The 3,698-nt window shown below is 73.5% G+C and carries 3 protein-coding genes; 1 reads left to right on the top strand and 2 read right to left on the bottom strand.

Translation table 11 applies throughout. The features are described from left to right. Positions 1 to 169: 169 nt before the first annotated feature. Together ACFVYS_RS43730 and ACFVYS_RS43725 are read right to left on the bottom strand one after the other, a co-directional pair. Positions 170 to 1,324: an aromatic acid exporter family protein gene (locus ACFVYS_RS43730; protein ID WP_389511445.1), complete on the bottom strand. Its 1,155-nt coding sequence runs from the start codon at positions 1,322 to 1,324 to the stop codon at positions 170 to 172. A 93-nt stretch (positions 1,325 to 1,417) separates the two neighbouring features. After that, a complete protein-coding gene (locus ACFVYS_RS43725) occupies positions 1,418 to 1,894 on the bottom strand; it encodes an SRPBCC family protein (protein WP_389511444.1) in 477 nt (158 codons plus the stop codon). 123 nt (positions 1,895 to 2,017) lie between these two features. On the opposite strand from ACFVYS_RS43725, the gene ACFVYS_RS43720 reads away from it, so the two are divergent. Beyond that, positions 2,018 to 3,550 carry an FAD-dependent oxidoreductase gene (locus ACFVYS_RS43720; RefSeq protein WP_389511443.1) on the top strand — a complete coding sequence of 511 codons (1,533 nt, stop codon included), beginning with the start codon at positions 2,018 to 2,020 and terminating at the stop codon, positions 3,548 to 3,550. Positions 3,551 to 3,698 lie beyond the last annotated feature (148 nt).

Below are 3,698 nucleotides of genomic sequence, written 5' to 3'. Positions count from 1 at the left end.
AGATCGGCAAGGACCAGCAGGGCTTCTTCGACTTCTACCGTACGAAGGTCCTGCCGGCACTGCGCGGCTGACCGCACCGGAACCCCCGAACCACCCGGACACCCGAGCAGAAGCACCCGGGCCACCCGAACCGCCCGAGCCGCCCGAAGGGACGGCGCGGGCGGGGGTGTCAGTCATGGACGAGCTGGTCGGCCAGGCGGTGCGCCTGGGCCAGCAGCGTTCCGTACGTCACCAGCGCGTCCGGGTCGTCGGGCACGGCTCCCGGCAACCGCCGGCGGAACTCGTCGAGAGTGCGGTGGAGCTCCTCGACCGCTTCGCGCAGTCGCTCCGCCGCACGGTCGTCGGAACCGTCCGGGGCGAACCGGGACCGACCGTACAGCCGGACCGCGCGCGCCGTGTGCCGCAGGAAGTCCGCGTAGGCGTGGGTGATGCCGACGGGCGGCCGGGCCCCCTCCCCGCGCTCCGCGATCTCCCACACGGTCCGGGTCACCCCCACCGTGTGGACGGCGACGTGGTCGAGCACGACCAGCGCGTCGTCGTACGCCTTGCCGGGCGAGGAACCGAGCCGCGTGCGGCGCCCCCGCGGATTGCCGCGCATGCTCTCCCGGCTCCAGCCGATCGCCGACCGTGCCTGCTCGACCAGCCGGCCCAGCCGCAGGGCCCGCTCGTGCCGGCTCCCGGCCGCCTGTCCGTCCCACTCGCCGTCGGCCAGGCCGTCGGCCACGGCGTCCAGGATCTCCTGCGCCTCGCGGGCCGCGTCCTCCAGCGCGGAGCGGGCGTCGCGCAAGTAGACCGGCGGCCGGATCAGCACATTGACCGCCACCCCGACCACCGCGCCGAAGACCGCCTCCCCGATGCGGGCGGCCGACGAGACGACGCTCACCTGGCCACCGGTCAGCACGAAGAGCGCGCCGGTGGCGGCGTAGACGCCCTGGCTTCCCAGCCGCTGCCACTGCCCCAGCAGCAGCACCGCCGGAAGGACCAGGGCCATGGCGGCCATCGTGCTGCCCAGCAGCAGTGCCCCGGCCGTCGCCACCACCGTGCCCACCGCGATCGCCGCGAGCTGCTGGAGCCCGTGCGCGACGGACCGGTACACGGTCGCCTCCACCAGCACGACCGCCACCCACGGCGCCACGAACGCCATCGGGGCCTCGAGCCACCAGCCCACGACCGCCCACGCCAGCCAGGCGGCCAGCGCCGCCTTGCCCGCCTGCACCACCAGGTCCCGCTCCCGGCCCGGCCCCTCCCCCGCCCGCCGCACCGCGGCCACGACGGACCCGGCCCAGCGTCGAACACCCCATGTCGCCCTACGCGTCCACTCCATGGCACAACGAGTGCCACACAAGGGACCAGACGCACCCGCCGACCGCGACTTCGCTCATCGGCTCGTCGCACCCGATCGCCGCGTGTGGTCCGATCAGAGGGGCGAACCGGGGTCGCCGGGCCGGATACGTCCGCGCCAGGCACCCGTCTCGCCGCCGCGCTGCTCGATGTAGTCCTTGAAGCGGTGCAGGTCTCCCTTGACCCGGCGGTCGATCACGCCGAGCATGTCCGCACCCTTCTCGGCCAGGCCGGTGGGCTCGACGTCCATGGTGAGCTCCACCCGGGTGCGGCTGTCGTCCAGGCGCTCGAACCGGACCGATCCCCGCTGCCGGGACTCGCCGTCGACGACCCGCCAGGTGATCCGGTCGTCCGGCAGCTGGTCGACGATCTCGGTGTCGAACTCGCGCCGCACCCCGCCGATCTTGGTGGTCCAGTGGTTGCGCCGCTCGTCGAGTTGGCGCACCTCCTCGACGCCCTCCATGAAGTTCGGGAACTCCTCGAACTGCGTCCACTGGTTGTAGGCCGTGTGGACGGGGACCTCGACGTCCACCGCTTCCTTCACCGTGCTCATCGTTCCTCCTCGCTGACGGTCGTTCCGTGCTGCGGGGCGCCGGGTACCCAGGTGCACAGGAAGAAGACCAACATATGAGGCGCATCCCGGCGTATCACTCCGCTCCGCGGGCACTCGGCCGCCATGAACGCCGAGAGTGGAACCCAGGGCTCCTACTGGCTGGAGACCGCGCCGCCCGGCGTGCCGGCTCCCCCGCCCGCCGGTGACCTCACCGTCGACGTCGCCGTGATCGGCGCCGGCATCGCCGGCCTCAGCACGGCCTGGGAGCTGGTCCGGCAGGGACGCGAGGTGGCGGTGCTGGAGGCCGACCGGATCGCCGCCGGGGTCACCGGCCACACGACGGCCAAGCTGACCGCCCAGCACACCCTGATCTACGACCATCTGCGGCGCACCCGCGGCCCCGAGGGCGCCGCCCTGTACGCGCGCTCGCAGACCGAGGCGATCCGGCACGCCGCCGAGATCGTCGCGGAACTCGGCGTCGACTGCGCGTGGGAGGAGGCGGCGGCCTTCACCTACGCCGAGGACCCGCGGCACATCGCGGAATTGCGGGCGGAGGCCGAAGCCGCACGTGAGGCGGGGCTGCCGGCCGAGTTCGTGACCGAGACCGAGCTGCCCTTCGCGGTCGCCGGCGCGGTCCGGGTGAGCGGACAGGCCCAGTTCCACCCCCGTAAGTACCTGCTGGCGCTCACCGACGACCTGCTCGCGCGGGGCGGCACGGTGTACGAGGGAACACGGGTCGTCGGCCTCACCGAGGGCGAGCCCTGCGTGCTGCGCACCGACGCCGGTGTGTCGATCCGCGCCCGCGAGGTCGTGGTCGCCACGCACCACCCCGTCTTCGACCGGGCCCTGCTGTTCACCCGGCTCAGCCCACGCCGTGAACTCGTCGTCGCCGCGACCATCGACGAGGACCGCGCCCCGCGCGACATGTACATCACGCCGGAACGGGCCACCCGCTCCGTGCGCACCGCCCCGTACCGCGACGGCAAGCGCCTGCTCATCGTCACCGGGGAACACTTCACCCCCGGCACCGCCGACGCCGAGGAGCGGTTCGCCCGGCTGTCCGCCTGGGCCGACGACCGCTTCGCCGGTCTCACCTTCACCCACCGCTGGGCCACCCAGGACAACGACTCCACCGACTCCGTGCCGCTGGTCGGGCCGCTGCACCCCGGCAGCCGGCACACCTATGTGGCCACCGGCTTCGGCGGCTGGGGCATGAGCGGCGGCATCATGGCGGGCCGACTGCTCGGCGACCTGATCAACGGCCGCGAGTCCGACTGGAGCGGCCTCTACGACCCGCGCCGCCTGGCGTCCGTGGTCCGTGAGGGGACCACGTTCCTGAAACACCAGGCCCAGGTGGCCCGGCACTTCATCGGCGACCGGCTGCCGGCCGTGACGGCCCCCGCGCCGGACGACATCCCTCGGGGTCACGGCGCCGTGCTGCGCCTGGGCGGACGGCAGTACGCCGTCCACCGGGACGAGAACGGCACACTCCAGGCGGTCTCGGCGCGCTGCACCCACCTGGGCTGCATCGTCTCCTTCAACCAAGGCGAGCAGGCCTGGGAGTGCCCCTGCCACGGCTCCCGCTTCGCCCCGGACGGACAGATCCTGCAAGGTCCGGCGGTCCGCCCGCTGGAGAAGCGCGACCTCCCGGAGTAGGGACACCCGCGGGGGCTCCGTCCCCGCGTTCACTTCGAGTTCTGGCTGGTTGAAGCGCCGTCGCTCCGGCGACGGCGGGCCGGGCGGCGACGACCCCGTGGCCCGGACGGCCACGCATGCGAGCGGCGCGCCCAGGCCCTGGAGGGCC

The organism is Streptomyces sp. NPDC058295, assembly GCF_042880655.1.
GTDB classification, from domain to species: domain Bacteria; phylum Actinomycetota; class Actinomycetes; order Streptomycetales; family Streptomycetaceae; genus Streptomyces; species Streptomyces coriariae.
This window is presented reverse-complemented; position numbering and strand designations above follow the sequence as displayed.